The sequence below is a fragment of the Streptomyces sp. NPDC004284 genome (genome assembly GCF_042874035.1).
Lineage (GTDB): Bacteria > Actinomycetota > Actinomycetes > Streptomycetales > Streptomycetaceae > Streptomyces.
This window is the reverse complement of record NZ_JBIAMJ010000010.1, coordinates 206932-230981: the sequence shown is the minus strand read 5'-3', so window position 1 is coordinate 230981 and position 24050 is coordinate 206932. Positions and strand designations below refer to the sequence as shown.

General features: G+C 73.6%; 20 protein-coding genes. 15 read left to right on the top strand and 5 right to left on the bottom strand.

Annotation, left to right across the window (positions count from 1 at the left end; genetic code table 11):
* The first annotated feature begins 99 nt into the window (after positions 1–99).
* Together ACFYUS_RS25545 and ACFYUS_RS25540 are read left to right on the top strand one after the other, a co-directional pair.
* Complete coding sequence (locus ACFYUS_RS25545; RefSeq protein ID WP_388856487.1) at positions 100–504, top strand: MarR family winged helix-turn-helix transcriptional regulator; 405 nt, start codon at positions 100–102, stop codon at positions 502–504.
* A gap of 42 nt (positions 505–546) precedes the next feature.
* A complete protein-coding gene (locus tag ACFYUS_RS25540) occupies positions 547–1653 on the top strand; it encodes a calcium:proton antiporter (RefSeq protein WP_388856434.1) in 1107 nt (368 codons plus the stop codon).
* Here the strand turns inward: ACFYUS_RS25540 and ACFYUS_RS25535 are convergent.
* Complete coding sequence (locus tag ACFYUS_RS25535; RefSeq protein WP_388856431.1) at positions 1643–4093, bottom strand: penicillin acylase family protein; 2451 nt, start codon at positions 4091–4093, stop codon at positions 1643–1645. The two genes, ACFYUS_RS25540 and ACFYUS_RS25535, sit on opposite strands and share 11 nt — an antisense overlap.
* A gap of 114 nt (positions 4094–4207) precedes the next feature.
* On the opposite strand from ACFYUS_RS25535, the gene ACFYUS_RS25530 reads away from it, so the two are divergent.
* Entirely contained in the window at positions 4208–5719 is a 1512-nt protein-coding gene (locus ACFYUS_RS25530) for a fatty acyl-CoA synthetase (RefSeq protein WP_388856428.1), read from the top strand.
* Here the strand turns inward: ACFYUS_RS25530 and ACFYUS_RS25525 are convergent.
* Both ACFYUS_RS25525 and paaK read right to left on the bottom strand, forming a co-directional pair.
* The gene (locus tag ACFYUS_RS25525) at positions 5710–6093 is read right to left on the bottom strand and encodes a VOC family protein (protein ID WP_388856425.1); all 384 of its coding nucleotides are present in this window, start codon (positions 6091–6093) and stop codon (positions 5710–5712) included. The genes ACFYUS_RS25530 and ACFYUS_RS25525 overlap by 10 nt on opposite strands.
* A gap of 23 nt (positions 6094–6116) precedes the next feature.
* The gene (gene paaK, locus ACFYUS_RS25520; protein ID WP_388856422.1) at positions 6117–7403 is read right to left on the bottom strand and encodes a phenylacetate--CoA ligase PaaK; all 1287 of its coding nucleotides are present in this window, start codon (positions 7401–7403) and stop codon (positions 6117–6119) included.
* Positions 7404–7688: 285 nt separating this feature from the next.
* On the opposite strand from paaK, the gene ACFYUS_RS25515 reads away from it, so the two are divergent.
* Together ACFYUS_RS25515 and ACFYUS_RS25510 are read left to right on the top strand one after the other, a co-directional pair.
* On the top strand, positions 7689–9110 hold the full coding sequence (locus tag ACFYUS_RS25515; protein ID WP_388856419.1) for a family 2B encapsulin nanocompartment shell protein: 1422 nt from the start codon (positions 7689–7691) through the stop codon (positions 9108–9110).
* A 66-nt stretch (positions 9111–9176) separates the two neighbouring features.
* On the top strand, positions 9177–9953 hold the full coding sequence (locus ACFYUS_RS25510; RefSeq protein WP_388856416.1) for a GNAT family N-acetyltransferase: 777 nt from the start codon (positions 9177–9179) through the stop codon (positions 9951–9953).
* On the opposite strand, the gene ACFYUS_RS25505 is transcribed toward ACFYUS_RS25510, so the two are convergent.
* Positions 9950–10765 (bottom strand): pentapeptide repeat-containing protein, encoded by an 816-nt coding sequence (locus ACFYUS_RS25505; protein WP_388856413.1) that lies wholly within the window; start codon positions 10763–10765, stop codon positions 9950–9952. The genes ACFYUS_RS25510 and ACFYUS_RS25505 overlap by 4 nt on opposite strands.
* Positions 10766–10880: 115 nt before the next feature.
* On the opposite strand from ACFYUS_RS25505, the gene ACFYUS_RS25500 reads away from it, so the two are divergent.
* The 4 genes from ACFYUS_RS25500 to ACFYUS_RS25485 all read left to right on the top strand — a co-directional run bounded on the left by ACFYUS_RS25500 (position 10881) and on the right by ACFYUS_RS25485 (position 14175).
* Positions 10881–12401 (top strand): alpha/beta fold hydrolase, encoded by a 1521-nt coding sequence (locus tag ACFYUS_RS25500; protein ID WP_388856410.1) that lies wholly within the window; start codon positions 10881–10883, stop codon positions 12399–12401.
* A 177-nt stretch (positions 12402–12578) separates the two neighbouring features.
* Positions 12579–13118, top strand: a complete 540-nt coding sequence (locus ACFYUS_RS25495) for a hypothetical protein (protein ID WP_388856407.1) — start codon at positions 12579–12581, stop codon at positions 13116–13118.
* A gap of 2 nt (positions 13119–13120) precedes the next feature.
* Entirely contained in the window at positions 13121–13492 is a 372-nt protein-coding gene (locus tag ACFYUS_RS25490; RefSeq protein WP_388856404.1) for a tail fiber domain-containing protein, read from the top strand.
* Positions 13489–14175, top strand: coding sequence for a 2OG-Fe(II) oxygenase (locus ACFYUS_RS25485; RefSeq protein WP_388856401.1), 687 nt, complete (start codon positions 13489–13491; stop codon positions 14173–14175). The genes ACFYUS_RS25490 and ACFYUS_RS25485 overlap by 4 nt, the downstream gene beginning before the upstream one ends.
* On the opposite strand, the gene ACFYUS_RS25480 is transcribed toward ACFYUS_RS25485, so the two are convergent.
* On the bottom strand, positions 14172–15803 hold the full coding sequence (locus tag ACFYUS_RS25480; protein WP_388856398.1) for an acyl-CoA synthetase: 1632 nt from the start codon (positions 15801–15803) through the stop codon (positions 14172–14174). The two genes, ACFYUS_RS25485 and ACFYUS_RS25480, sit on opposite strands and share 4 nt — an antisense overlap.
* A 172-nt stretch (positions 15804–15975) precedes the next feature.
* Between ACFYUS_RS25480 and ACFYUS_RS25475 the strand changes: the two genes are divergently transcribed.
* The 6 genes from ACFYUS_RS25475 to ACFYUS_RS25450 all read left to right on the top strand — a co-directional run bounded on the left by ACFYUS_RS25475 (position 15976) and on the right by ACFYUS_RS25450 (position 24035).
* Complete coding sequence (locus ACFYUS_RS25475) at positions 15976–16776, top strand: crotonase/enoyl-CoA hydratase family protein (protein WP_388856395.1); 801 nt, start codon at positions 15976–15978, stop codon at positions 16774–16776.
* Positions 16777–17034: 258 nt separating this feature from the next.
* Positions 17035–17994 (top strand): Zn-ribbon domain-containing OB-fold protein, encoded by a 960-nt coding sequence (locus ACFYUS_RS25470; protein WP_388856392.1) that lies wholly within the window; start codon positions 17035–17037, stop codon positions 17992–17994.
* On the top strand, positions 17991–19052 hold the full coding sequence (locus tag ACFYUS_RS25465; RefSeq protein ID WP_388856389.1) for a thiolase domain-containing protein: 1062 nt from the start codon (positions 17991–17993) through the stop codon (positions 19050–19052). Before ACFYUS_RS25470 ends, ACFYUS_RS25465 begins: the two co-directional genes overlap by 4 nt.
* Positions 19042–20211 (top strand): thiolase domain-containing protein, encoded by a 1170-nt coding sequence (locus ACFYUS_RS25460; protein ID WP_388856386.1) that lies wholly within the window; start codon positions 19042–19044, stop codon positions 20209–20211. The genes ACFYUS_RS25465 and ACFYUS_RS25460 overlap by 11 nt, the downstream gene beginning before the upstream one ends.
* A 225-nt stretch (positions 20212–20436) precedes the next feature.
* A complete protein-coding gene (locus ACFYUS_RS25455; protein ID WP_388856383.1) occupies positions 20437–23478 on the top strand; it encodes an ATP-binding protein in 3042 nt (1013 codons plus the stop codon).
* Positions 23479–23534: 56 nt separating this feature from the next.
* Positions 23535–24035 carry a hypothetical protein gene (locus ACFYUS_RS25450; RefSeq protein ID WP_388856380.1) on the top strand — a complete coding sequence of 167 codons (501 nt, stop codon included), beginning with the start codon at positions 23535–23537 and terminating at the stop codon, positions 24033–24035.
* The last annotated feature ends 15 nt before the right edge of the window (positions 24036–24050 follow it).

The window sequence follows — 24050 nt, the reverse complement described above, 5'->3', positions numbered from 1 at the left end:
AGCTAAATCGGAGGGTGCAGGGTGTCAATCGCGGACAACGGCGACCGGCGCGCCGACGGGCCGGACGTCGACGACGCCGTCCGTACGCTGCTGCTGCTCATGCCCCGGATGGTCGGGCGGGTCAAGCGCATCAGGATCCCCGACGAGTTGCAGTCCCTCACCCTGGCGCCCCGTCACCTCTCCCTCCTCGCCTACCTCCTCTTCGACGGGCCGCTCGGTGTCAACGAGCTCGCCGCCCGCCTGGAGGTCGCCCCGACCACCGTGAGCCTGATGGTCGGCGACCTCGCCAAGAAGGGGGTCCTGGAGCGGGCCGAGGACCCCGCGGACCGGCGGCGGAAGATCGTCTCCATCGCCGAGGCGCACCGCCCCGCCATCGACGGCTGGCTGGGCCGCAGCGCCGGCGCCTGGCGCGCGGCCCTCGCGCCGCTCGGCCCGGCCGAGCGCAGGATGTTCGTCGAGACCCTCGCCGCCTACGAGAACGGCCTCGCCGATTCCGAGAGCTGACCGAATCGGGCGTAAAGGCCCTCTTGTGGCAATATGCGGATCATGAGTTCGACAGTGACGGCAAGGGCACGGCAGTGGACCACATGGGGGCCGGTGGTGGCGGCGCTTGTGCTTGCCCTCGCCTGGGGGCGCGAGCTCCCGGGCTTCGCCGTGGGCATCGTCGTCGTCTGCCTGTTCGCCGGGGTGCTCTCGGCCGTCCATCACGCCGAGGTCATCGCCCACCGCATCGGTGAACCCTTCGGCTCCCTCGTCCTCGCCGTGGCCGTCACCGTCATCGAGGTGGGCCTGATCGTCATGCTGATGATCGGAGGCGGAGACAAGGCGACGAGCTACGCCCGCGACACGGTCTTCGCCGCCGTCATGATCACCTGCAACGGCATCGTCGGCCTCTCCCTGCTCGTCGGCGCGCTGCGCAACCGGATCGCCGTCTTCAACGCGGAGGGCTCCGGCGGCGAGCTCGCCGTCGTCTGCACCCTCACGACCATGACGCTGGTCCTGCCGACCTTCACGACGAGCCACCCGGGCCCCGAGTTCTCCGCCGCGCAGCTCGCCTTCGCCGCGGTCTCCTCGCTCATCCTCTACGGGGTGTTCGTCGCCGTCCAGACGGTCCGGCACCGCGACTACTTCCTGCCCGTGCCGCGGCCGGACCGGGGAATCCCGGAGTCGGAGGACGAGCACGCCGCGCCGCCCACCGCCCGCGACGCCTGGTTCAGCCTCGGTCTGCTCGTGGTGGCCCTCGTCGCCGTCGTCGGCAACGCCAAGCTCGTCTCGCCCACCATCGAGGACGCCGTCGCCTCCGCGGGTCTGCCCAAGGCGGTCGTCGGCGTCGTCATCGCCCTGATGGTGCTGCTTCCCGAGACGCTCGCCGCCGTGCGCGCGGCGAGCCGCGACCGCATGCAGACCAGCATGAACCTGGCGTACGGATCGGCCATCGCCAGCATCGGCCTGACGATCCCCTCGATCGCGCTCGCCTCGATCTGGCTGGACGGGCCCCTGATCCTCGGCCTGGGGCCCGTCCACATGGTGCTGTTCGTGCTCACGGCCGTGGTGAGCGCCCTGACGGTGGTGCCGGGACGGGCCACCCTCCTTCAGGGCAGCGTCCACCTCTCGATCTTCGCGGCCTTCGTCTTCCTGTCGTTCAGCCCCTGACGACCTCCACCCTCAGCGCGGGCGAGCGCAGGATGTCCTTCTCGCAGAACCGGGAGGTCACCCAGCGCTCGCCCGAGAACAGCCGGGTCTGGTCGCTGTAATGGGGCGACGCCGGGTTCGAGGACTGGGAGTACGAGAGCAGGGTGCGGGCCACCGGGCACCGGCCGCCGTCCCAGCCCACCGCCTGCACGTGACTGGTCCCGTGCGCGACCTCCACATAGCCGCCGCCCGCCGCGTTCCACACGGACTCGGCCTTGTTCCAGACGCCGAGCGACTCGGTCCCGCCGCTCACCGGGATCCGCTCCCCGTTCCGTACGACGAACTGGTGGTCGCCCAGCGGCGCGTCCAGCGCGATGCCCGCCGCCCGGAGCTCCGCCGCAGCGTCCCCGAGGGCCTGCGCGAAGCCGGGCGCGTCCGTGTTCAGGGTGTGCGGGGTGCGGACCGGGTCGGCCGCCGAGAACGGCACCTTCCACTGGTCGGCGGGCTTCACCGTGCCGGTGAACCTCCGCCAGAACCGGTCGAAGAGCAGCGCGCCCCGGCTGTCGGTGTTCACCGTCCGGTCCCAGTCCCCGATCACCCGGCAGACCTCCGGGTCCTCCGGCAGCGCGGTCGCGCAGGCCTTCGCCGCGTCGGCGGCCGCCATGTCACCGGCCGGCGCCCGGTTGGCGAACTGCAGGCGCTGGAGGCCGGCCACCGTGAGCCCGCCCCGGTCCGCCATCGCCGCCACGTCCTCGATCCCGCCCCGGGTGCGCAGCGAGCGCTGGGTCGCGACCGTGCCGAAGATCCGCTCGTAGCCGGTCAGCGGCCGGTCGGCGTTGGCCAGCCACGCGCTGTCGTTGGAGTTCTCCACGTACGGGGCGTCCCGGAGCACCGGCATCCGCGCCGGGCCGAAGATGCCCGGCTGCACCGCGTCCGGATCGGAGCCGAGCGCGCAGTCCGAGCGCGAGCCGTCGAGCACGGCGACGCCCGAGGCCGGGTAGGTGGCCCGGCCCAGCGGCGTGGAGCAGCGCGCGGCGAGTTCGTCGGTGATCCGGGGGAGCACCTGCGACTGGGCGAAGAGCGAGTGCCCCGCCGAGTCCGCCGCGATCGTGTTGATCCAGGGCAGCCCCTGGGTGCGCGCCAGGGTGTCGGCGATGTCCTGCGTGGAGCGGGCCCTGCCGAAGCCGAGCGCGGTGTCGGAGCCGCGCAGATCGGCGGCGTTGGGGTCGTTCAGCGCGTACGCCGCGGTCGCGGTCCACGGCAGCGGCAGCTGCGGGCCGAGACCGCCGACGACCGGTCCGTACCGGGTCCACCACTGGGTACGGGTGACGGGGGCGCCGTCCTTGATCCCGACGGTCACCTCGCGCGGGGTCATCCGCTCGGGCCTCCCGTCCACCAGGTACGCGGTCGGGTCGCCCGGCACCAGGGCCAGCTGGTGCAGGTTGAGCGGGACCCCGGTGGCGACGGTGTGGCTCCAGGCGACCTTGTCGTTGAAGCCGATGTTGACGACGGTGGTGCCGATGAGCGAGGCGCCGGAGACGTTCAGCTCGCCCGGGATGGTCTGCTGCGACTGCCAGAAGCGGCGGCCGCCCTGCCAGGGGTAGTGCGGGTTCCCCAGGAGCAGCCCGCGCCCGTTCGCCGTCGTGGCGCCGGAGAACGCGACGGCGTTGGAACCCATGGTGGCGTTCTCGGGAGCGAACAGCTCGCGCGCGGCCTCGGCCGTACGGTCCGGGTCGGGGCCCTCGGATTCGGAGGCGCCCGAGCGGGCGGCCGACGGGGGAGCGGCGGCCGGCGGCCGGGCCGCCGTGATGCCGTCCACGGCCTTGCCCTGCCCGCCGAGCACCGAGACGGCGAAGCCGCGCCGGGCCACGTCGAGCGCGGTCACCGGGCGGACCCAGTCGGCGTCCGCGCAGGCCGGGTCGGTGATCCGGTTCTTCCGCAGCCAGGCGTTGTAACCGGCGGCCCAGCCGCGCATCAGCTCCTTGACGTCCCGGCTCGGCCCGGCCGGCGCCGGGGTGTCGAGCAGTTCCTCGACCGTGCCCGCGTCCTTGACGCCGCGGAAGTACAGATCGCTGGAGAGGTTCGTCGTGGCGGAGGAGAGCGAGCCGTCGGGGGCGGCGTTCGGGCCGAAGTACCGGGAGCGTTCGCCGTTCACGGTCAGGAAGCCGTCGGCGAGCACACAGACCTGGTCGGCGGCCTGCGCCCAGCCCGTGCCGAAGCCGAGGTTCGCGTAGTCCTTCGCCACGATGTGCGGGATGCCGTACTCGGTGTAGCGGATGACGGCCGACAGGCCCCGGTCGGACGGGTGGCGGTCCCGGTCCCCGGAGTCGGCGGCCGCCGCGCCGGGCAGCGAGGCCGTGACGACGGCGAGGGCCGCGCCGGTGAGCGCCAGGTGTTTCAGACGGGTGCGGAGGTGCAAGATGCCTCCCAACGGGCGGATGGGCACTGCGGGTTGGACCATGCACTCAGCCGCACGCCCCCTTGTCAACATCCCGTTCGGTATCCGAGGTCCGGGTATGTGCGGCGCGGCGCGCGGTACTTGACCTTCCACCCGGTCCGCGCCGAGGATCACCGCATGGATCGACTCCTCAGCCGCGCCGTCGACGGTGTCCTGCGCATGAGCGCCCAGCGCGTCCCCGACCGGATCGCCGTCCGGTACGCCGACCGGACCTGGACGTACGCGGAGCTGGACGCCGCCGTCTCCACCGCCGCCGCCGTCCTGCGGGAGCCGTCCCACGGGCTCGGCCTGCCCGACCGCGCCCGGGTCGCGACCTACGCCCACAACTCGGACGCCTACCTCATCGCGTTCCTCGCCTGCTCCCGGGCCGACCTGATCCACGTGCCGGTCAACCACCACCTGACCGGCGACGACCTCGCGTACATCCTGGAGCAGTCGGAGACCTCGCTCGTCCTGGCGGACCCCTCCCTCGCGGGCAACGTCCCCGAGGGCTTCGCGGTCAAGGCGCTGCGGGACGCGCCCGGTTCACTCCTCGACGCGCTCGCCGAGCCGGACGCGTACGACACCGACCGCGACGCCCGCGAGTACGTCCAGCTGCTCTACACCTCGGGCACCACCGCCCTGCCCAAGGGCGCGATGATGACCCACCTCGCGCTCGTCCACGAGTACGCGAGCGCCATCGAGGCCCTCGACCTGCGCGAGGACGACCGGCCGGTGCACGCGCTGCCGCTCTACCACTCGGCGCAGATGCACGTCTTCCTGCTGCCCTACCTCGCCGTCGGCGCCGAGAACACCATCGTCGACGCACCCGACCCGGGCGTCCTGTTCGACCTGGTCGAGGCCGGCCGCTGCGACAGCTTCTTCGCCCCGCCGACCGTCTGGATCGGCCTCGCCAACCACCCCGAGTTCGCCACCCGCGACCTGTCCGCCCTGCGCAAGGCCTACTACGGGGCCTCGATCATGCCCGTGCCCGTCCTGGAGCGGCTGCGCGCCCGGCTGCCGGAGCTCGCCTTCTACAACTGCTTCGGACAGTCGGAGATCGGCCCGCTCGCCACCGTCCTCGGCCCCGACGAGCACGAGGGCCGGATGGACTCCTGCGGCCGCCCCGTGCGCCACGTCGAGGCCCGCGTCGTCGGCGAGGACGGCGAGGACGTCCCCGACGGCACGCCCGGGGAGATCGTCTACCGCTCCCCGCAGCTGTGCGACGGCTACTGGCGCAAGCCCGACGAGACCAAGGAGGCCTTCCGGGACGGCTGGTTCCACTCGGGGGACCTCGCGGTCCGCGACGCCGAGGGCTACCTCACGATCGTCGACCGGGTGAAGGACGTCATCAACTCCGGCGGCGTGCTCGTCGCCTCACGCCAGGTCGAGGACGCCCTCTACACGCACCCCGGCGTCGCCGAGGTGGCCGTCATCGGCCTCCCCGACGAGCGCTGGATCGAGGCGGTCACGGCCGTCGTCGTCCCGCGCGGCGAGGTCACCGAGGCCGAACTCCTCGACCACGCACGCGGGAAGCTCGCCCACTTCAAGGCGCCGAAGCGCGTCCACCTCGTGGACGCCCTTCCCCGGAACGCCAGCGGGAAGATCCTCAAGCGGGAGCTGCGCGACCGCTTCGCCGGTCAGCCCTGACCCTTCTCCTCCGTCAGGCAGAGGACGTTGCCGTCAGGGTCCTTGAACCAGGCGCCCCGCAGGTCACCCGTCTCGGCCACGCCGTCGACCGTCTTGATGCCAGGCAGGTCGTACTCCTCGAAGGTGACGCCCTTGGAGCGCAGCTCCTTCATCTCGCCGTCGAGGTCGCCGACCTTCCAGCTCGCCAGCGTATGGCCGGCCTGCCCGCCGTAGGGCGTCTCGTACAGGCCGATCATCGTGCCACCGCACTCGTACCTGGTGTCCTCGGGCGTCTCCTTCGCCAGGGAGAGCCCGAGGGTCTCGGAGTAGAACTGCTTGGCCCGGCTCATGTCATTGACCGGAATGATCGCGACCACGGGGGAGTCCGACAGCATCGCAACCACCTCCTCCCCCCAGGCTACGCGCCCCGCAGGTCCACGATCCTCTTGATCTTGCCCACCGAGCGCTCCAGGGTCTCCGGGTCGACCACCTCCACGCCCACCGAGACCCCGATCCCGTCCTTCACCGCCGCCGCGACCGCCCGGGCCGCCTCCGCGCGCTCCTCGGGCGTCGCGTCCGGACGGGCCTCGGCCCGCACGGTCAGCGCGTCGAGCCGGCCCTCCCGGGTCAGCCTCAGCTGGAAGTGCGGCGCCACGCCCGGGGTGCGGAGCACGATCTCCTCGATCTGGGTGGGGAAGAGGTTCACCCCGCGCAGGATGATCATGTCGTCGCTGCGGCCCGTGACCTTCTCCATCCGGCGGAACACCCGCGCCGTCCCCGGGAGGAGCCGGGTCAGGTCGCGCGTCCGGTAGCGGATCACCGGCATGGCCTCCTTGGTGAGCGAGGTGAAGACCAGCTCGCCCTCCTCGCCGTCGGGCAACACCTCGCCGGTGAACGGGTCCACGACCTCCGGGTAGAAGTGGTCCTCCCAGATGTGCAGGCCGTCCTTGGTCTCCACGCACTCCTGCGCCACGCCGGGGCCGATGACCTCCGACAGGCCGTAGATGTCGACCGCGTCGATCGCGAACCGCTCCTCGATCTCCTTGCGCATCTCCTCCGTCCACGGCTCCGCGCCGAAGACGCCCACCTTCAGCGAGGTCGACCGCGGGTCCACGCCCTGCCGTTCGAACTCGTCGAGCAGCGTCAGCATGTACGAGGGGGTCACCATGATGACCTCGGGCCGGAAGTCCTGGATGAGCTGCACCTGCCGGGCCGTCATGCCGCCGGAGGCCGGGATCACCGTGCACCCGAGGCGCTCGGCCCCGTAGTGGGCGCCGAGACCGCCGGTGAACAGGCCGTATCCGTACGCCACATGGACCTTGTGCCCGGGGCGCACCCCGGCGGCGCGCAGCGAGCGGGCCACCATGTCGGCCCACATGTCCAGGTCCGCCTCGGTGTAGCCGACGACGGTCGGCCGGCCGGTGGTGCCGCTGGAGGCGTGGATCCGCCGGATCCGCGACTGGTCGACGGCGAACATGCCGAAGGGGTAGTGGTCGCGCAGATCCGACTTGGCGGTGAAGGGGAAGCGGGCCAGATCGGCGAGCGCCCGGCAGTCGTCCGGGCTCACCCCGGCCGCGTCGAAGGAGCGCCGGTAGAACTCCACGTTGTCGTACGCGTGGCGCAGGGTCGCGCGCAGCCGCTCCAACTGGAGCGCCGCCAGCTCTTCGCGTCCGAGCCGTTCGCCGCTGTCCAGCAGTTCCGTCATGCGCCCACTCCTCCACTGTCGTAAAACGGACTACCGATCATTCGGTTGATCCGTTCCGGGTCAGTAAAACCGGAGGTACCCGGGGTTTGGCAAGGGGTCGGCGGAACTTTCCCGCGCGCACGGCCGCCCGGACGGCGGAGCGCGCGCGGCGCTCGCGAGGCGGCCGCCGTCACACGGCGCAACCACCCGTTCGCGCCGCACCCGGATGACGTACACCACCGTGCGTTACATCTGGAAGCGAAGAGTGACGCACGAGTCCGCGAACGCCCAGAAAGCGAGTCAGCCATGTCGGTCGACACCGAGCCGGCGGCCACCCCGCCCGCCATCGAGCTCCGCCGGGTCCAGCTCAGCCTCAGCACCGCCGCTGCCCGCAACCTCGCCACCACCACCAAGTCCGAACCCCAGATGCAGGGCATCAGCTCCCGCTGGCTGCTCCGCAAGCTCCCCTGGGTCCACACCCCCGGCGGCGTCTACCGGGTCAACCGGCGCCTCTCGTACGTGGTCGGCGACGGCCGCGTCACCTTCGTCAAGAGCGGCTCCCGGGTCGAGGTCATCCCCGCCGAGCTGGCCGAACTCCCGCTCCTCCGCGGCTTCGACGACCCCACCGCGCTCGGCGCCCTCGCCGAGCGCTTCGTCCAGCAGGAGTACGAGCCCGGCCAGATCGTCGTGGAGGCGGGCGCGCGGGCCGACCACGTCTACCTGATCGCCCACGGCAAGATCGAGAAGCTCGGCACCGGGCAGTACGGCGACGAGACCCTCCTCGGGCGGCTCGGCGACGGCGACACCTTCGGCGGCCAGGTGCTCGCAGGGGACGGGACCTGGGACTTCACCGCCAAGGCCGTCACCGCCGTCACCCTCCTCGCCCTGCCCCGCACCGCCTACCAGGCCGTGGCCGAGCAGTACGAGAACCTCCGCGACCACGTCCAGGGCGGCGGGACCGACGGCCACCGGCGCTCCACCAACCCGTTCGGCGAGGCGGCCATCGAGCTCAGCGCCGGCCACGTCGGCGAGGCCGTGCTGCCCGGCGCGTACGCGGACTACGAACCCAGGCCGCGCGAGTACGAACTCAGCGTCGCCCAGACCGTCCTGAAGGTCCACACCCGCGTCGCCGACCTCTACAACCAGCCGATGAACCAGACCGAGCAGCAGCTGCGCCTGACGGTCCAGGAGCTCCGTGAGCGCCAGGAGCACGAGCTCGTCAACAACCCCGAGTTCGGCCTGCTCCACAACGCCGACTTCGACCAGCGCATCCAGACCCACTCGGGCCCGCCGACCCCGGACGACCTCGACGACCTGCTCAGCATGCGCCGCGACACCGACTACATCTTCGCCCACCCGCGGGCCATCGCCGCCTTCGGCAAGGAGTGCAACAAGCGCGGTCTCGTGCTCGGCACCGTCGACGTCGAGGGACGCCACATGCCGGCCTGGCGCGGGGTCCCCCTCCTGCCCTGCGGGAAGATCCCGGTCACCGACCGGCAGAGTTCCTCGATCATCGCCGTCCGCACCGGCGAGAACAACGAGGGCGTCATCGGCCTCCACCAGACCGGCCTGCCCGACGAGATCGAGCCCGGCCTCAACTGCCGCTTCATGGGCATCGACGAGAAGGCGATCATCTCCTACCTCGTCTCCGCCTACTACTCCGCCGCGATCCTCGTCCCGGACGCCGTCGGCATCCTGGAGAACGTCGAGGTGCGCCCGCGGACCTGACCGCCGGTGTCCGGTGCCGGTTAATCCCGTTGCCCGGCACCGGAGGCCGGTGCTGGAGTGGCCGCCATGGAACCCCAGCACCTGCGTGACCTGTACGACCTCCAGCTGCGGCGCGAGGCCCGCCCCGACGGGCCCGGCTGCCGCGTCGAGCGCGTGGGCGCCGTCGTCCGGCACACCGGCCCCGCGCACGCGTGGAACGGCATCCTCTGGTCCGGACTCGACGCGCCCGCCGCCGACGAGGCCATCGCCGCCCAGATCGACCACTACCGCGCCGCCGGCCTGTCCTTCGAATGGAAGCTGTACGGGCACGACACCCCCACCGACCTCGGCGACCGGCTCCGCGCGGCGGGCTTCACCCCCGAGGACCCCGAGACCCTGATGGCGGCCGAGGCCGCCGCCCTGCCCGGCGAGGTCCCGCTCCCCGAGGGCGTCGAGCTCCGCGCGGCCACCGACGAGGCCGGGATCCGCCAGGTCGTCGAGGTCCACGAGCGCGCCTTCGGCACCGACGGCTCCCGCCTCGGCCGACAGCTCCTCGACCGGCTCGCCGCCGACCCCGACACGATCACCGCCGTCGTCGCCCTCGCGGACGGCGAACCCGTCAGCGCCGCCCGCATGGAGCTGTACCCCGGCACGGACTTCGCGGGCCTCTGGGGCGGCGGCACCGTCGAGGGCTGGCGCGGCCGCGGCCTCTACCGCGCCCTGGTCGCCCACCGCGCCCGCATCGCCGCCGCCCGCGGCCACCGCTACGTCCAGGTCGACGCGGCCGACACCAGCCGCCCGATCCTCCGGCGCCTCGGCTTCCTTCCGCTGACGACCACGACGCCGTACGCGTACGAGTTCTAGGCCGCCCAGTGCGCCGGACGGTCGAAGCCCTCCGGCAGACGGGTCGCCGCGTCCCCGCGCGCCGAGTTCAGCTGGGGCTGCGTCAGGAAGAGGGCGCCCGTGAGGTCCGCCCCCGACAGGTCGGCGTCGCGCAGGTCGGCGCCGATCAGGTCCGTCAGCGACAGGTCGGCCCCCGTCAGGTCGGCGGCGATGAGCAGCGCCCCGCGCAGGTCCGTGCCCCGCAGCTTCGCCCCGCGCAGCCGCTTGCCGATCAGGTCCGCCCCGCGGCGGCTCTTCGGCCGGCCGCCGGCCGTGGCGCGGACCAGCTCGCTCGTCCGCAGGAGCAGCGGATTGACCTCGGCGCGCACCGCGGCCACGTCCAGCTCCTCCAGGGCGTCCGGGGTGCCCCCGGCGAGCTCCTCGACCCGGACGAGCGCCGCGCGCAGCTCGGCGTGGACGGGGCGGGCCGTCCGCAGCGCCAGGGCCTCCGTGAGGTAGCGCAGCAGCTCGTGCAGCTGGCGCACCACCGGGAACACCTCGTACATCTGCCGTGCCGTCTCCGGAGCCTCGCGCCAGGACACGCCGCCGAAGGTCACCTGGGAGACCCGCTGGCCGGCGCCGAAGCAGTCGTACACCGTGCAGCCCTGGAAACCGCTCGGCCGCAGCCGGGCGTGGATCCCGCAGCGGAAGTCCTCCTGGAGGTTCCGGCAGGGCTCGCCCGAGGACTTGTTCACGGCGAAGTCGGCCGACTTCGCGAAGGGCAGCGCCACACAGCACAGACCGAAGCAGTTCGCGCAGTCGCCGCGCAGGGCGGGTTCCCGGGTGTCGGGCACGGTGAAACGGTTCCTTCGCAGTTCGGGGACGGTCCGCCCACCGTACCCCGCCCGGTCTCGTGCTCACGGCGAAACCGATTGCGGTGATCCGCCGGGGCCCGTGAAGATCGTCGGCATGCCGACGTTCACGACATATGACGGGACCGAACTCGCCTACCGCGTCCAGGGGGAGGGAGAGCCGCTCGTCTGCCTGGCGGGCGGGCCGATGCGCGACGCCGGCTACCTCGGGGACCTCGGCGGGCTCGCCGCCCACCGCGCCCTCGTCCTGCTCGACGCCCGCGGCACCGGGGCGAGCGCCGCACCCGCCGACCCCGGCACGTACCGCTGCGACCGTCAGGTCGGCGACGTCGAGGCCCTCCGCGCCCACCTCGGCCTGGAGCGGATCGACCTCCTCGGCCACTCGGCGGCCGGCAACCTCGCCGTCCTGTACGCCGCCGCCCACCCCGGGCGGGTCCGCTCCCTCGTCCTCGTCACCTCCCTCGGACGCGCCCTCGGCGTCGGGACCACCGATGAGGAGTGGGACGAGGCCGTCGAGGTCTTCGCCGACCGGCCCTGGTACCCCGAGGCCCGGGCCGCGCTCGACGCGATCGGGCCCGACACCCCGCTGCGCCGCGTCCACGAGATCACCGCCCCCTTCGCCTACGGCCGCTGGGACGCCGCCGCACAGGAGCACGCGGCGGGCACGGAGCGGGAGACGAACTGGGAGGCCGCACCCGCCTACCACGGCGAGGGCGCCTACGACCCGGAGGCCACCCGCCGCGCGCTCACCGCGCTCACCGCACCGGTCCTGATCGTGGCGGGCGAGTGCGACGCGGGTCCGACGCCCGCGAAGGCGGCCGAGGCGGCGGCCTTCTTCCCGCACGCGGAGCTCGTCGTCCAGCCGGGCGCCGGACACCACCCCTGGGTCGACGACCCGGAAGCCTTCGCCCGCCCGATCGCCGCCTTCCTCGACCCGGCCGTCCGCACCGTCACCGTGGACGGCGTACGGATCGCCTACCGGGTCGCGGGACCCGAGGACGCCCGGCCCGTCGTCCTCGTCCACGGCCGCGGCGACGACAGCACGACGTGGACCGGGATCACGGAGGACCTGGCCGCCGACCACCGGGTGTACGCGCTGGACCTGCGCGGCCACGGACTCAGCGACCGGCCCGGCCGCTACGGCTTCGAGGACCTCCGCGACGAACTCGGCGGCTTCCTGAAGGCCCTCGGCCTCACCGGCGCCACCGTCGTCGCCCACTCGATGGGCGCCGCCGCCGCGTACCTCCTCGCCCAGCGCGAGCCCGGACTCATCGGCCGCCTCGTCCTGGAGGAGGCCCCGGCCTTCGTCCCGCTCGACCCGCCGCGCCCGGTGGCCGAGCGGCCCGAGGGCCCCCTCGCCTTCGACTGGGGCATCGTCACGGCCACCGACGCCGAGCTGAACGACCCCGACCCGGCCTGGCGCGAGGAGCTCCCCGCGATCACGGCCCCCACCCTCGTCCTCGCCGGCGGCCCCACCAGCCACATCCCCCAGGAGCAGCTCTCCCGCCTCGCCGGGTCCGTCCCCGGCGCCCGCCTCGTCACGATCGCGGTCGGCCACCTGGTCCACAACGCCGCCCCGGCCGAATTCCTCGCGGCAGTGAGGGAGTTCGGTCTGTAACCCCCCGCCGGTGGCCGCCGGTTGGCCGGTATGAATCGTCCGTGTTCGTCACGGCGCCGCCGACGGTTCATCAGAAGGTGCGTACTCGTGCTCATCGGACGTCCACGCCGGGACGGGCGTGGCTACGGTCGTCCGCGTCGTCCCGCCGGGGGCGGCTCCGGTCGATCGGGAGTGGACATGAGTTCTGTCGGACGTAGGACCGCCGCGGTGATGGCAGCCGCGCTGGCGTCGCTGGGCGCGGGGGGCGCCGTCCCCGCCACCGCGGCCGCCTCGTCGCCCGTGCCGTGCAGCGGTGCGGAATGCCCCAGCCTGAAGCCGGTCAGGCTCGTGGCCAGCCAGGCCACCCTGAACGTCACCCAGATGCAGCTGGAGAACATCCACGCGATCGCCTCCGACGCCGTCACCGGGGAACCCGTACGAGGCGTGAAGATCGTGTTCGCCACCATCGGCGGCCGGACGCTCGGGGCCGCCTACACCGACTACGACGGCGTGGCCGCGATCACCGCCCCGGAGAACCTGGGTCCCGGAACCCTCCAGGAACTGCTCGGCGGCTACGAGGCGGCGCTGCAGGGCGACGGCGTCCACACCCCGGTCGGGGCCCACGGGGCGATCACCGTCGGCACCGACCAGGGGCCCGGGTTGCCCGCCTCCCCGTGCTCCATCTGCAGTGACCGCGGGCTCAAGCAGGACGTCGTCCCGGTCGACTGGAGCCGGTGACGATGGGCATCTTCCCCCGACGGTCCCGAGCGGCCGGCGACGCCCCTTCAGGGCGTGGTGAGGGCGGCGCCGCCGTGGCCCCGGTCGGCGCCGTCAACGGACACGCGGTCCTGGAGACGGTGGCCGCCCTGCCCATCAGCACCTGGCGCTACCTCTGGGAGCCGGAGGACGTCCGCCACCTCGGGCCGATGGCCCAGGACTGGCACGCCGCCTTCGGCTTCAACCCCGACGACACCAGGATCCCGGTCGTCGACGGGCTCGGCGTGGCCCTGGTCTGCGTCCAGGCGCTCCACCGCCACGTGACGGACCTCGAAGCCGAAGTGGCCCGGCTGCGGGAGTCCGCCGCCATGACCCCGTCGGAGGCGGGGCGATGACGGCGCGGCAGGAGCTGCCGCCGGTGTCCACGGATCCGGTGTCCACGGACGCGGTCTTCCGGCTCCCGGCGACGGTCTGCCGCATCACCGGATTCCTCGGCGAGCGGACGGCCGGCGCCCTCCTGGAGCGTGCCATCGCCTCCACGGGGGACCGGCTGAAGCCCTCCATGATCCGGGACCGGGAGCTGGACCCCGACCTGCGCCGGTCCCGCTCGTGCCCGGACTTCGAGGCGCCCGAGCTGCTCGCGGCCATCGACGACGTCCGGGAGTCGGTCGAGCACACGCTGGGCGTCGACTGCCGGTACACCGAACCCCGTTACGGGCTCAACGTGCACAACGACGGGGACTTCTACCGGCCGCACCAGGACAGCGACATCGCGTACGCCCCCCGGCGCCTGCTCACGTTCGTGTACTACCTCCACCGCACGCCCCGGCCGTTCACCGGCGGCGAGCTGCGCGTCTTCGACGCCGCCCTGCCGCTGCGCACCGACACGACCGGGGCGTGGGAGGAACGCACCTGGCGGGACTGGGAGCCCGAGCACGACAGCATCGTGTTCTTCCTGCCCACCGCCTGGCACGAGGTGCGCCCGGTCGCGTGCCCCGGACAGCGGCACGAGGACAGCCGCTTCGCCGTCAACGGCTGGCTGTGCGCCCCCGACCCCGCGCACCGCCACGCGAGCTAGCCGCGCTGCTCCCCGTCCGCCTCCACCGCCACCGCGCGCGCCCAGCGGTAGTCCGCCTTGCCGCTGGGGGAGCGCTGGATGCGGTCGGTGAGGACCAGCTGGCGGGGGACCTTGTAGCCCGCCAACTGCCGTCGGCAGTGGACCTGGAGGCTCTCCAGGTCCAGCGTCTCCGCCCCGTCCCGGAGCTGGACGACGGCGGCCACGTGGTTGCCCCACTTCGCGTCCGGCACGCCGGCGACCAGCGCGTCGTACACGTCGGGATGGGACTTCAGGGCCTGCTCGACCTCCTCGGGATACACCTTCTCGCCGCCCGTGTTGATGCACTGGGAGCCGCGTCCCAGGACGGTGACCACCCCGCTCTCGTCCACGGTCGCCATGTCGCCGAGGAGCACCCACCGCACCCCGTCCCGCTCGAAGAAGGTCTCGGCGGTCTTGGCCGGGTCGTTGTAGTAGCCCAGCGGGACGTGGCCCCGCTGGGCGAGACGACCGGTCTCGCCCGGCGCGACGGGAACCCGGGTCGCCGGGTCGACGACCTGGGTGCGCTCGTTGACGTGCAGCCGGAAGCCCTTGGCCGGGCCGGAGTCGTCGGTGGCGCGTCCGTTGGAACCGGACTCGGTGGAGCCGAAGTTGTTCAGCAGCAGGACGTGCGGCATGAGCTCCTGGAGCTGGGCCCGCACCGTCTCGGACATGATCGCGCCGGAGGAGGAGAGGGTGAAGAGGGCGGAGAGGTCCGTGCCCCTGAGCGGTCCGCGCAGCGCGTCCACGAGCGGCCGCAGCATCGCGTCCCCGACCAGGGAGATGCTGGAGACCTTCTCCTTCTCCAGGGTGCGCAGCACCTCCTCGGGCACGTACTTGCGGTGCAGGACGACCCGCTGCCCGTAGTCGAACGCGATGAACGCGGTCAGGGTGGACGTGCCGTGCATCAGCGGCGGCGCGGGGAAGAAGGTGATGCCGGCGCCGCCGGCCGCGACCCGCTCCGCCAGCTCCTCGGGGCGCTTCACGGGCTCGCCCGAGGGGTCGCCGCCGAAGAGCCCCGCGAAGAACAGGTCCTCCTGGCGCCACAGGACGCCCTTGGGCATGCCGGTCGTGCCGCCGGTGTAGATGATGAAGAGGTCGTCGGGGGAGCGGGGGGCGAAGCCGCGGTCGGGTGAGCCGGCGGTCTCGGCCTCGGCGAACGGCACGCAGTCGAGTGCGGGGGCGTCCTCGTCCGTGGTCCCCACCCGCACGAGGTGCCGCAGCTTCTCCGTCTGCGGCAGCGCCGCCGCGACCCGGTCGGTGAACTCGGCGTCGAAGACGAGCGCCGCCAGGTCGGCGTCCCGGTAGAGGTAGACGAGCTCCTCCTCCACGTACCGGTAGTTCACGTTGACCGGCACGATCCGCGCCTTGAGGCAGGCCAGGACGGTCTGCAGGTACTCGACGCCGTTGTACAGGTGGAGGCCGAGGTGTTCGCCGGGCCGGATGCCCGCGTCGATCAGGTGGTGCGCGAGCCGGTTGGCGGCGGCGTCGAGCTCGGCGTACGTGAGCCGCCGCTCCGCGCCCGTGCCGGGATGGTCTACGTACACCAGTGCCTCGCGGTCGGGGACCACGTCGACGACCGATTCGAACAGGTCGGCAAGGTTGTACTCCACCGTTCCTCCTGACCCGGGTTCGCTGGTTCGCATGGACGTGGCGGTCATTAGAGCGCCGACGGGCGACCGGGGGAAGGGGGTGCGCAGAAGAATCTGACTGAGTGTCAGAAAACTATTGAACTGGACCCCGGGCTCCTGCAACCTGTTCCAGAACTGGAGACGGGAGACCCCCATGGGCGGCACCGAACACCTCAGCGTCCGGCGCGAAGGCGCCACGCTCGTCCTCACCTTGAACCGGCCCGAGGCCAAGAACGCCCTCTCGCTGCCGATGCTCGTCGGCCTCTACGACGGCTGGCTGGAGGCCGACGCCGACGACACCGTCCGCTCGATCGTCCTCACCGGCGCGGGCGGTTCCTTCTGCGCGGGCATGGACCTCAAGGCCCTCGCCGGGAAGGGCATGGAGGGCGAGCGGTACCGGGACCGGCTCAAGGCCGACCCCGACCTGCACTGGAAGGCGATGCTCCGCCACCACCGGCCCCGCAAGCCCGTCATCGCCGCCGTCGAGGGGCACTGCGTCGCCGGCGGCACCGAGATCCTCCAGGGCACCGACATCCGGGTCGCCGCCGCCTCCGCCACCTTCGGCCTCTTCGAGGTCCGCCGGGGCCTCTTCCCCATCGGCGGCTCCACCGTGCGTCTGCCCCGTCAGATCGCCCGCACCCACGCCCTCGAAATGCTCCTCACCGGCCGCCCGTACAGCGCCGAGGAAGCCGCCGCGATCGGCCTCGTCGGCCGCGTGGTCCCCGACGGCACCGCCCTCGACGCCGCCCTCGACGTCGCCGAACGGATCAACGCGTGCGGGCCGCTCGCCGTCGAGGCCGTCAAGGCGTCCGTGTACGAGACGGCCGAGATGACCGAGACGGAAGGGCTCGCCGCCGAGCTGAAGCGGGGGTGGCCGATCTTCGACACGGCGGACGCGAAGGAGGGAGCGAGGGCGTTCGCGGAGAAGCGGGCGCCGGTGTACCGCCGGGAGTGAGTCGTCCCCCGCCCCACCTCTTCCCGAACTGGGGCGCTTCGCCCCGGACCCCTGCGAAACCGGGGCTTCGCCCCGGACCCCGTACGCCCTTCGGGCGTGTCCTCACGCGCCGGACGGGCCGAGATTCGGCCTCGCCGGCGTTCGAGGCGCGGGGGCCGGGGCGGAGCCCCGGTCAGGGAAGGGACGGGGCGGGGAGAAAGCCCCGCGCAGCGGCCCCACCCGCACCCCACGCCCGCCGCCCCGACCAAGGAGCCCCGCATGACAGTCACCGAACCGCCGGAGGCCCTCCGCGCCCCCCTCGTCGTCGAGTTCCCCTTCACCCGCTCCCTCGGCCCCGTCCAGTCCGCCTTCCTCACCGGACTGCGCGAGCGCACCGTCCTCGGCGTGCGCACCGAGGCCGGTGAGGTGCTGGTCCCGCCCGTCGAGTACGACCCGGCCACCGCCGCCGAACTCCGCGAGCTCGTCGAGGTCGCCGCCACCGGCACGGTCACCACCTGGGCCTGGAACCCCGAGCCCCGGCCCGGGCAGCCCCTCGCGACCCCCTTCGCCTGGGTCCTCGTGCGCCTCGACGGCGCCGACACCGCCCTCCTCCACGCCCTCGACGCCCCCGGCCCCGAAGCCGTCCGCACCGGCCTTCGGGTGCGGATCCGCTGGGCGGCCGAACGGGCCGGCGCCATCACGGACATCGCCTGCTTCGAACCGTACGAGAGCACGGAACAGGGCGAACCCGCGCCCCACGACGGGGAGTTCGAGAACCCCGTGACCGGCATCGTCGCCCCGGCCCGCCTGGACTACACGTACAGCCCCGGCCGTGCCCAGACCCGCTATCTGCACGCACTCGCCGAGCGCCGTACCGTCGGCGAACGCTGCCCCTCCTGCGCCAAGGTGTACGTCCCGCCCCGCGGCGCCTGCCCCACCTGCGGCGTCGCCACCACCGACCAGGTCGAGGTCGGCCCCCGGGGCACCGTCACCACCTTCTGCATCGTCAACATCAAGGCGAAGAACCTGGACATCGACGTCCCGTACGTCTACGCCCACATCGCCCTCGACGGTGCGGGGCTCGCCCTCCACGGCCGCATCGCCGGCATCCCGTACGACGAGGTCCGCATGGGCCTGCGCGTCGAACCGGTGTGGAGCGAGGGCGGCCGCTATCCCGACCACTACCGGCCCACCGGCGAACCCGACGCCGACTACGACACCTACAAGGAGCTGCTGTGACGACGGCCAGGGAAGTGGCGATCGTCGCCTTCGCCCAGAGCGACCACCGGCGGCGCACCGACGACCTCTCCGAGGTCGAGATGGTGATGCCCGTGCTGCACGAGGTGCAGCGGCAGACCGGCCTGAAGGCCTCCGACATCGGCTTCACCTGCTCCGGTTCGAGCGACTACCTCGCCGGGCGCGCCTTCTCCTTCACCATGGCGCTCGACGGCGTCGGCGCCTGGCCGCCGATCTCCGAGTCCCACGTCGAGACGGACGGCGCCTGGGCGCTGTACGAGGCGTGGGTGAAGCTGCTCACCGGCGAGGCCGACACGGCCCTCGTCTACGCCTACGGCAAGTCCTCGCCGGGCTCCGTCCGCGACGTCCTCACCCGCCAGCTCGACCCGTACTACCTCGCCCCGCTCTGGCCCGACTCCGTCGCCCTCGCCGCCCTCCAGGCGCAGGCCCTCGTGGACGCCGGGGACACCGACGAACCGGCCCTCGCCGCGATCGCCGCCCGCAGCCGCGAGGACGCGACGGCGAACCCGCACGCCCAGCTGCGGGGCGCCCGCCCCCAGGGCGGATACGCCGTCCGGCCCCTCCGCACCGGCGACTGCCCGCCCATCGGCGACGGCGCCGCCGCCGTGATCCTCGCCGCCGGCGACCGGGCCCGCGAACTGTGCGAGCGCCCCGCATGGATCCGGGGCATGGACCACCGGATCGAGGCCCACTCCCTCGGCGTCCGCGACCTCACCGACTCGCCCTCCACCCGCCTCGCCGCCGAACGCGCCGGGGCCTTCGAGCGGCCCGTCGACACCGCCGAGCTCCACGCGCCCTTCACCTCCCAGGAGGTCGTCCTGCGCAAGGCCCTCGGGCTCGACGACAGCGTGAGGGTCAACCCCTCCGGCGGCGCCCTCGCCGCCAACCCCGTCATGGCCGCGGGCCTCATCCGGCTCGGTGAGGCCGCCGCCCGCATCCACCGCGGGGAGTCCGACCGCGCCCTCGCCCACGCCACCTCGGGACCCTGCCTCCAGCAGAACCTGGTCGCCGTCCTGGAAGGAGACCACCGTGTCCGCTAAGGAGCCCGTGGCCGTCGTCGGCATCGGCCAGACCAAGCACGTCGCGGCCCGCAGGGACGTCTCGATCGCCGGACTCGTCCGCGAGGCCGCCCTCCGCGCCCTGGCGGACGCGGAGCTGACCTGGGCGGACATCGACGCCGTCGTCATCGGCAAGGCCCCCGACTTCTTCGAGGGCGTCATGATGCCGGAGCTGTACCTCGCCGACGCGCTCGGCGCCGTCGGCAAGCCCATGCTCCGGGTGCACACGGCGGGATCGGTCGGCGGCTCCACCGCGCTCGTCGCCGCCAACCTGGTCTCCGCGCGCGTGCACCGGACCGTCCTCACCCTCGCCTTCGAGAAGCAGTCCGAGTCCAACGCCATGTGGGGCCTCTCCCTGCCCGTCCCCTTCCAGCAGCCGCTGCTCGCCGGAGCCGGCGGCTTCTTCGCCCCGCACGTGCGCGCGTACATGCGCCGCACCGGCGCCCCCGACACGATCGGCTCCCTCGTCGCGTACAAGGACCGGCGCAACGCGCTCAAGAACCCGTACGCCCACCTCCACGAGCACGACCTCACCCTGGAGAAGGTCCAGGCCTCCCCGATGCTCTGGGACCCGATCCGCTACTCCGAGACCTGCCCCTCCTCGGACGGAGCCTGCGCCATGGTCCTCACCGACCGGGCCGGCGCCGACCGTGCGCCGCGGCCGCCCGCCTGGGTGCACGGCGGCGCGATGCGCAGCGAACCCACCCTCTTCGCCGGCAAGGACTTCGTCTCCCCGCGGGCCGGGCGGGACTGCGCCGCCGACGTCTACCGGCAGGCCGGCATCACCGACCCCCGGCGGCAGATCGACGCCGTCGAGATGTACGTGCCGTTCTCCTGGTACGAACCCATGTGGCTGGAGAACCTGGGCTTCGCCGAGGAGGGCGAGGGCTGGAAGCTCACCGAGGCCGGCGTGACCGAACTCGACGGCGACCTGCCCGTCAACCCCTCGGGCGGGGTGCTCTCCACCAACCCCATCGGCGCCTCCGGGATGATCCGCTTCGCCGAGGCCGCCCTCCAGGTACGGGGGGACGCCGGCGCGCACCAGGTCGAGGGCGCGCGCCGGGCGCTCGGCCACGCCTACGGGGGCGGAGCCCAGTTCTTCTCCATGTGGCTCGTGGGGGACACCCCGCCCACCGGCTGAGCCGCAACGGGGTGGCCGGATTCCATCGCGACCACCTGTTCGTCGAACATGACCGGGCGGGCGAGGCGTTGACCGTTCCGGACCGTCTCTTACGGCGGTCGGCCGGCTTGGCCGAATGACGGTCACAGGCGGCCCCGCCCGGCGTACCCTGGGGCCTTCGCGGGGCCACTCGCCCGGTCCTCCCGCTTTTGCGCCGGGCGTGCGCCCTCGGTGTGGGGGTGGAACGTGGCTCGACAGGACGACCGACCGACCCGTCAGGGATTCGGCCTCTTCGAACGTGAAGCGGCACTCGGCGCGGCCGAGGACGCCCTCGACCTCCTGACGGGCCTCGCCGGGGAGCCGCCCTGGCCCGACCGGGTCCCCGCACCCCGCGAGGCCACGAGCCCGCACCTCGTCGTCGTCCCGGACCGGCCGCCGACAGCAGGGCGTCCGGACCGGCCGTCGGCGGCCGAGCGCCCGGCCGGTCCCGCCGACACCACCGGCCGGCCCCGCACCGCCGCCCGGCGCGGTGGCGTCCTCGCCTACGCCGCGCCCGCCGGGCTCGGCAAGACGACCCTGCTCGCCGAGATCCGCCGCCGGGCCGCCGCCCGCGGCTGCACCGTGCTCTCCGCGCGCGGCGGCGACCAGGAGCAGCGGGTGGCCTTCCACGTCGCCCGGCAGCTCCTCCAGCCCCAGCTGGCCCACGCCTCCGACGCCGAGCTGCGCGAACGCCTCGGCTCCTGGTACGACATCGTCGGCCCCGCCCTCGGGCTGCGGGCCGCCGCCGCGGGCTCGCCGCCCGACCCGCAGGGCCTGCGCGACGGACTCGACTGGGTCCTCACCCACCTCGCGGTGCGCCGCGATCCGCTCGTCGTCGTCCTCGACGACGTCCACTGGGCCGACCCCGAGTCCCTCGGCTGGCTCGCGGCCTTCGCCCCGCGCGCCGAGGAGCTGCCCATGCTCCTCGTCGCCGCCTACCGTCCCGACGAACTCCCCGAGGAGGGCAAGGAGTTCACCGGGCAGCGCTCCGGGCGGCGGCCCCACGGCCTCGCCCCGCTCACCTCCGCAGCCGTCGCCCGCCTCGTCCGCGACCGCGTCGGGTCCCACGCCGACGACGCCTTCTGCCGCGACTTCTGGACCGTCACCTCCGGCAACCCCTTCGAGGCCGCCGAACTCGCCGCCAAGGTCCGCGACCGCGGCCTCGAACCCACCGCGCGCGGCGCCCGCCACCTGCGCGATCTCGCCGCCGCCCTCAAGGGCAGCGGCCTCGTCACCCGCCTCGAACGCCTCGGCGCCGCCACCGTCCGCCTCGCCTGGGCCTGTGCCGTCCTCGGCACCGAGATCTCCCCGCAGCTCGCCGGGGCCGTCGCGGGACTCGGCGACGAGGCCGTCGCCGACAGCGCCGCCCGCCTGCGCGAGGCCCGGGTCCTCGCCGAGGCCGAAGGGCCCGACGAACCCCTGGAGTTCGTCCACCCCCTCATCGCCACCACCGTCTACCGGTCCATCCCCGCCGCCACCCGCGTCGCCCTGCACGGCCAGGCCGCCTGGTGCGTCGTCGACGCCGGGCTCGGCCCCACCACGGCCGCCCGGCACCTCCTGGAGACCCACCCCGAGGGCGACCCGTGGGTCGTCCACCAGCTGCGCGCCGCCGCCGGGGAGAACCTCCGCGCCGGAGCCCCCGACGCGGCCCGCCGCTTCCTCGCCCGCGCCCTGCGCGAACCGCCCGCCGCCGACGACCGGGCCGCCGTCCTCTACGAACTCGGCTGCTCCTCCCTCCTCACCGAGCCCGCCACCACCGTCAACCACCTGCGCGCCGCCCTGGAGGAGCCCGTCGCCGACCTGGCCCTCCGGCACGGCATCGTCTACCGCCTCTCCCAGGTCCTCGCCCACAGCGACCGGCTCGTCGAGGCCTCCGAACTCCTCGGCCGCGAGGCCCGGCAGACCACCGACGCCCGCAGCCGCCTGCGGATGCAGGCCGACAAGTTCATGTGGGACGCCTTCCGCGCCGACGAGCCCGAGTCGCCCGCGCGCTCCCGCCGCCTCGCGGCCCTCGCCGACCGGCTCACCGGACGCGACCTCACCGAGCGGTACGTCATCGGCCTGCGCGCCTGGGACGCCACCCTCCGCGCCGAACCCTCCGCCGTCGCCCTCCGCCACGCCGAGCGCGCCCTCGAAGGGGGTCTGAGCTGGGCCGACGAGAGCCGCGGCTTCGAGGTCCCGGTCATCACCGCCCTGACCTTCCTGTACGCCGACCGGCCCGGCCGCGCGGAGGAGCTCTTCGCCGCAGGCACCGCCGAGTTCGAGCGCCAGGGCTGGCGCGGGGCCCACCTCTCCTTCGCGTACACCCTCCTCGGCTACATCCGCTTCCGGCGCGGCCGCCTCGTCGAGGCCGAGGACTTCGTCCGCGCCGGCCTGCGCCTCGCCGAACGCGTCGGACCCCGCACCCCCGCCCAGTGGTACGCGGTCGGCGTCCTCATCGAGGTCCTCCTCGCCCGGGGGCGTACGGAGGAGGCCGCCCGCATCGCCCGCGACCACGACTTCGGCGAGCCCTTCCCCGCCGCCGTCACCTTCCCCGACTCCCAGACCGTCCACGCCGAACTGCTCCTCGCCCGGGGCCGCACCGAGGAGGCCGCCGCCGAGCTCGCCGCCGTCGGCCGCCGCCTCGACCCGCGCGGCATGCGCAACCCCGCCTGGTGCCCCTGGCAGCTCCACCTGGCCCTCGCCGAGGCCGCCACCACCCCCGACAGGGCCCGCCGCACCGCCGAGGACGCGGTCGCCCGCGCCCGGCAGTACGGTGCGCCCTCCGCGATCGGCCAGGCGCTCCGGGTGACCGCCGAGGTCTCCGAGCCCGCCGCGCGCGTGAAGCTCCTGGAGGAGTCCGTCGACTGGCTCGACCGGTCACCCGCCGCGTACGAGCTGGCCCGCTCCCTCGTCGCCCTCGGCGCCGCCCTGCGCCGCACCGAGCGTGCGAAGGAAGCCGCCGAGCACCTCTACCGGGGCCTGGAGACCGCCCAGGACTGCGGTGCCGACGGCCTCGTCGACGAGGCGCGGGCCGAGCTCGGCGCGGCCGGACTGCGCCCCCGCGCGCTGCACCCGGCCGGCACGGACGCGCTCACCGCGCGTGAGCGGGCCGCCGCCGAGCTCACCGTCCGCGACCGGGACGCGGCCGCCGTCCTCGGCATCGACCCGGCCGCCGTCGGCAGGCTCCTGTCGTCCGTCTACCGCAAGCTCGGCACCGACCGCCCGGGCCTCGCCCAGGCCCTGCGGAAGGCCGGCGAGCAGGGCTGAGCGGAGGCGGCCGCCCGGCGCGTCGCGCCACGCGCCGGGACACGTACCATGGCCGTATGTCCTTCCTCCGCCGCCGCAGCGCCGCCACACCCGCGGGCCCGGACTTCGATGTCCTGGCCATGGATCCGGGGGACTGGCCCGGCAATCTCGGCGCCGGTCTGCTGCCCGCACCCGACGGTTCCTGCCAGGGCGTGTTCCTCCGCTACGACCTGTTCGGCGGCCGCGGACCCGCGATGATCATCGGCAATCTGCCCGAGGGCTCCCCGGCGCGCGAGCTCGCCGAGGGCCAGGTCCCCTTCGAGGTGGCGCAGCTCCTCGTCGCCCTGGAGAACGACGAGCCGGTCGAGGTCCTCGACACCGAGGACGTGCCCGTCATGCAGGGCGACAACCTGCTGATCGTGCGCCGTCTCAAGCTCTCCGAGAGCCGCATCTCCTGCGTCCAGTTCGACCGCAGCGACAACGTCCTCGTGACGATCGCCAGTTGGGACCGGCCGATCACCGACGACCTGTACGCGCTGCTCAAGCCGCTGCCCGCCGAGCTGTTCCAGCAGGGCTGACGGGGGAGCGGGGGC